Source organism: Phenylobacterium sp. (genome assembly GCF_025351295.1).
GTDB lineage: Bacteria > Pseudomonadota > Alphaproteobacteria > Caulobacterales > Caulobacteraceae > Phenylobacterium.
This window is the reverse complement of sequence record NZ_JANXWD010000116.1, coordinates 1-4674: the sequence shown is the minus strand read 5'-3', so window position 1 is coordinate 4674 and position 4674 is coordinate 1. Positions and strand designations below refer to the sequence as shown.

Here is a 4674-nt window from a genome sequence, read left to right as displayed (position 1 = left end):
CTAATTCAAGAGGTAGAGCCTTTTTATCTGGTTCAAGTGACTCCACTTGAACCAGAAAGGCTCTAGGCCCGCGGCGGCCCGGCGCGGCGGGCGCGGTCGATGGCGTGCTCCAGGCGGCGGTCGTCGAGGCCGCCCTCGAACAGGTAGGGGCCGACCAGATAGCCGGGCGTGCCCTGCAGCCCGAGCGAGAAGGCCTGCAGGTTGTGGCGCGCCAGCTGGGCGTCGATCTCGCGGGCGTGGACCGCCAGATCGGCGTTGAGCCGGGTCGGGTCGGCGCCGGCCTGGGCGGCGATGGCGGCGATCCGCTCGGGGCTGAGCCCGCCCCGCGCGGCCATCAGGGCGTCGTGGACCTGCGGATAGAGGCCCTGGCGGTCGGCGGCCAGCGCCGTGCGCGCGGCCAGGTCGGAGAGCGGGCCGCGGATCGGCCAGTCCTTGTAGACCACCTTCAGGTTCGGATCGCGGGCCAGCCGCAGCGCCAGCGCCCCGTCCGTCGCCTTGCAGATCGGGCACTGGTAGTCGGTGAATACCACCACGGTGACGTCGGCGCTGGCCGGCCCAGCGTGCGGCGACCCGGGGTCGTCGAGGACCGCGGCGACCACCGGCGTCAGGCTCAGCCGCCGGCCCTCCTGCGGCCACCACTGCAGCAGGCTGGAGGCCGCGACGCCCAGGACGACCGCCAGGCCCAGGGTCGTTCGCGGATGGCGCCGGAGGAGGGCGGTCGGGCCGGTCGGCATGCCGCCGGTTATGGCCCGCGCGGCGCGGCCTGCCTATTCCCCGCCGCCAGGACGCCGCGCATGGCGTAGTTGCCCTCGTGGCAGGCGTATTCGTAGACGGGGCCGGAGATGGCGTTCAGGCTCAGCTCGGCGCGCCAGGGGGCCGTGTAGTAGACCGGGTCCTCGACCTCGAAGGCGTAGTCGATCTCGCGCGGCGAGACCCGGGTCAGGCGTTCGGTGACCCGGCCGCCCGGCGACAGGAAGATCGGCCCGAACACCCCCTCCGCCGGGTTCACGTTCACGGTCTCGACGACCAGCGCGTCGCCGTCCCACCAGCCGACGCTGTCGCCCAGCCACGGTTGCAGGACCGCCGGGCCGTGGCCGGCCTGGGCGGCGGCCCTGGTGGGGAAGATCGGGATGGTGCGGGCGTCGTGGACCATCTCGACCACGATGGCGACGGCCCGCGGGGTCTGCACGATCTGGTAGTTCGAGTTGTAGATGTTGTTGAGCATGCCGGGCCCGCCGGACCCGCGCGAGGCGATCAGGCAGCGGTCGTTGGGGGCCATGGCCTCGGGGCCAGCGGGCGCCATGACGTTGGCGGTGGCCGCCGCCTCCCGGGCCCGCGCGCGGCCGGCGGCGGTGAGCGGCAGGCGGCCGTCGGCCGGTTCGACGATCCAGGACGACCGGAACCGGCCCTTAACGCGCCCCAGCGACGTGCCGGCGTCGCGCCAGAAGCTGTTGAACGGGACCCCGATCACGGTCTGGTCCAGCAGCCCGTCGTCCAGGCGCGAGGGCTGGGCGGCCGCGGCGAGCGCGCGGGCGTTACGCGCGGCCCGCGCCTTGGCCTCGGCGTCGGGGACCACCAGCCCGGCCCCGCTGGTGCGTTCCAGTTGGGTGAGCGACGCGTTCGACCAGACCCCGGTGAGGTCGGGATGGCCGTCGGGTGCGCGGGGCGGGGCCTGGGCGGCGGCAGCCGACGCCAGCGCACAGGCGAAACCGGTGGCGAGCGGCAGGCGTCTCTTCATGCGCCGAAGGAGCCCTTGAGCGGCCCGCCGCGTCAAGCACCCCAGACCTGGCGGGCAGCGGACGAAGGTGGCGCCCCCATCGTGGGGCTCCCGGCTACCCGCTGCAGGCGGCGTCGGGCTGGAGCTGGAACTCGGCGGCGGTGCGCCAGCAGGCGGCCTGCTGGCGTTCGGACTGCCAGGCCCACGCCAGGCCCACGCACAGCAGCGCCAGGACGACGGTGACCAGCGCCATGATGCGCACGACGATGACCGGGCGGTCGGTGAAGGAAGCCTTCGACATGGGGAGGCTTTGGCGGAAGCCGCGGCCGGGGGCAAGTGGGCGAGGGACCGGCGACGCAGGCCTCGGCCCCTGGGCCGGTTGGCGAGCGACGGTTAGGCTGGCGAGGCGGGGCGCGGGGCGCGTAAGAGGTCGGCATGGATTCGCTGTTTCCGGGCGCCCCGGCCCCGATCTTCAAGGCGCCGTCGCCGGTCAACCCGCGGTTCGCCTTCTCGAGCCTGGGCGGACGCTGGGTGGTCCTGGGCTTCCTGCCGCCGCCGGGGCCGGAGCGGGACGCGGCGGTGGCCCTGGTGGGGCGGTTCCCGGAGCTGTTCCGCGACGACGTCTGCCTGGTGTTCGGGGTGCTGCCGGACCAGGCTTCGTTCGACGCGGCGCGGGACGAGCCGCCGATGCGCTGGTTCGGCGACGCGGACGGCGCGCTGCGCCGGCTGTACGACGCCGACGGCCCGGACGGAGTGCTCGCCCCGCGCTGGGTGGTGGTGGACCCGACCCAGCGGATCCTCGGCTGGGCGCCGCTGAGCCAGGGCGAGAGCCTGTTTCGGCGGGTGGCCCGCCTGGGGCCGCCGGAGCAGCACGCCGGCGTCCCGCTGCACGCCCCGGTGCTGATCACCCCCCGCATCCTGGAGACCGAGCTGTGCCGGCGGCTGATCGCCTATTATCAGGCGCAGGGCGGCGCCCCGTCTGGCGTGATGCGCGAGCGCGACGGCCGGACCGTGGGGGTGCTGGACGACTTCAAGCGGCGGCGGGACGCGGCCATCGCCGACCCGGGCCTGATCGCCGAGATCCGCAACCGCATCCAACGGCGGCTGGCGCCGGAGCTGGAGAAGGTCTTCCAGTTCAAGGCGACGCGGATCGAGCGCTACATCGTGGCCTGCTACGACGCCGCCGACGGGGGATATTTCAAGCCCCACCGGGACAACACGACGGCGGGCACGGCGCATCGCCGGTTCGCGGTCTCGATCAACCTCAACGCCGAGGACTTCGAGGGCGGCGACCTGCGCTTCCCCGAGTTCGGGCCGCAGACCTACCGGCCGCCGACCGGGGGCGCGGTGGTGTTCTCCTGCTCGCTGCTGCACGAGGCGACGCCGGTCACCCGGGGGACGCGGTATGCCACCCTGCCCTTCCTGTTCGACGAAGCCGGGGCGGAACTCCGGGACCGCAACCGGCACCTGCTGGCGCCGGGCGAGGCGCGGACCGAAGCCGCCGGATAGGATCACGCGGGGCAGGGTCCGCGGGGCAGGCTGGTTCCGGCCATCCATGACTCCCGGACGGTCGCCCGCCCGGGCTGCGCGGGTATCACGGATGGCCGGAATGAGCCCGGCCCCAGCGCGGAACAACCGAGGCTCCGCAAGGGTCGCCTCGGAGGTCCGAACCTAGAGCACGACAGCTTGAAGTGGATACCGGTTCAAGCGCCCGTCGTGCTCTAAGCTTTTGATTTAGAGCCTTTTTGTCCGGTTCAAATGAGTCCATTTGAACCGGAAAGGCTCTAGGTCTGGCGCGGTTCGACGGCCTCCCCCGATCGGGGGTGTTGACGGCGCCGCTCAGGCGATCAGGCGGACCAGGGCGTCGGGGTGGGTGAACTGGGGCAGGACGCCGGCGCCCTCGACGCTCACCACCCTGAGGTCGGGGATCCGCAGCCAGGCGGGATCCAGGGGCCCCGACAGCTCGGCGGAGGAGGCGATGGTCCAGGCCTTGCCGGCCGGGAGACCGGCCGGCGGTTCCCAGCCGTTGGCGTAGACGGCGTGTTCGGAGGCGAAGCCCAGGATCGAGCGGGCGCACATCGCCTGGATGTCGCGGATCAGGAACTGGCGCACCGCCGGGTCCTGCAGCGCGCGGGCATCCGGCTCGACGTCGCTGAAGGCCTTGTCGAGGATGCGCTCCAGGAGCTGGGTGGTAGCCTGGCGGCGCAGGAACTCGGCGAAGGTAGCGACCAGGTCCGGGTTGCGCAGCAGGTGCTTCTGGACCCCGGAGACCAGGGTGCCGCGCTCGTCGCCCTGCGACATGGGCGGATTGGGGTTGAGCAGTACGGCGCGGCCCAGGAGGTCGGGGTAGGCGTGGGCGAACCCCAGCGCGACCGGTATGCCGGTGTCGCGGGCCAGCATGTGGACCGACTTCAGGCGCAGGTGCTCGATCACCGCGGCCATGTCGGCGGCGCCGGTGGCCACATAGTCGCCCGACGCCGGGTCGCTGAGGCCGAAGCCCGGGCGCTGGAGCACGATGGGCCGCAGACCCGCGGCGACCAGGCCGGCGCGGAAGGCGTCGGGCAGGCGGCGGCCGGCCGCCGCGCCGTGGAACACCAGCACCGGGTCGCCGTCGTACGGGCCGTAGTCGATCAGGGCGATGCGCCGGGTGTCGTCCAGGGAGGCGATGACCCGCAGGCGACCGCCGCCCTCCTCCTCGCCGAACACCGCCTCCGAGGCGTCGGCCAGGGCCACCAGCTCGCGGGCCTCGACCAGCAGGCGGGCCAGGTCCTTGGCGCCCTTGGCCCCGGTCTTCAGCAGCACCGACTTGATGTGGGTCTTCACGGTCTCCGGGCTGACGCCCAGCGCCTGGGCGGCCTCGGGCGCGGTGGCGCCGCGGGCCACCAGGGCGGCGGCGCGGGCCTCGGCGGGGGTCAGGCCAAAGGCGGTCTCGGCCAGCAGTTCGTCGCCGCCGGGCT

The 4674-nt window shown here is 73.4% G+C and carries 5 protein-coding genes; 1 reads left to right on the top strand and 4 read right to left on the bottom strand.

What is annotated here, in order from left to right:
- Positions 1-62 precede the first annotated feature (62 nt).
- From Q0R13_RS16900 to Q0R13_RS16890, 3 genes are all read right to left on the bottom strand, one after another.
- Positions 63-734, bottom strand: coding sequence for a DsbA family protein (locus Q0R13_RS16900; protein WP_293906076.1), 672 nt, complete (start codon positions 732-734; stop codon positions 63-65).
- 8 nt (positions 735-742) lie between these two features.
- Positions 743-1738 carry a hypothetical protein gene (locus tag Q0R13_RS16895; protein ID WP_293906074.1) on the bottom strand — a complete coding sequence of 332 codons (996 nt, stop codon included), beginning with the start codon at positions 1736-1738 and terminating at the stop codon, positions 743-745.
- A gap of 94 nt (positions 1739-1832) precedes the next feature.
- On the bottom strand, positions 1833-2018 hold the full coding sequence (locus Q0R13_RS16890; protein ID WP_293906072.1) for a hypothetical protein: 186 nt from the start codon (positions 2016-2018) through the stop codon (positions 1833-1835).
- A gap of 134 nt (positions 2019-2152) precedes the next feature.
- On the opposite strand from Q0R13_RS16890, the gene Q0R13_RS16885 reads away from it, so the two are divergent.
- A complete protein-coding gene (locus Q0R13_RS16885) occupies positions 2153-3226 on the top strand; it encodes a 2OG-Fe(II) oxygenase (RefSeq protein WP_293906070.1) in 1074 nt (357 codons plus the stop codon).
- Between the two features lie 330 nt (positions 3227-3556).
- On the opposite strand, the gene Q0R13_RS16880 is transcribed toward Q0R13_RS16885, so the two are convergent.
- Positions 3557-4674: alpha/beta hydrolase (locus Q0R13_RS16880; protein WP_293906068.1), on the bottom strand; the 1118-nt coding region annotated here is incomplete at its 5' end.

Excerpts from the sequence above, each read along its gene's own strand:
- Q0R13_RS16890 (WP_293906072.1), bottom strand. The coding sequence starts at position 2,018 with ATGTCGAAGGCTTCCTTCACCGACCGCCCGGTCATCGTCGTGCGCATC.
- Q0R13_RS16885 (WP_293906070.1), top strand. The coding sequence starts at position 2,153 with ATGGATTCGCTGTTTCCGGGCGCCCCGGCCCCGATCTTCAAGGCGCCG.
- Q0R13_RS16900 (WP_293906076.1), bottom strand. The coding sequence starts at position 734 with ATGCCGACCGGCCCGACCGCCCTCCTCCGGCGCCATCCGCGAACGACC.
- Q0R13_RS16895 (WP_293906074.1), bottom strand. The coding sequence starts at position 1,738 with ATGAAGAGACGCCTGCCGCTCGCCACCGGTTTCGCCTGTGCGCTGGCG.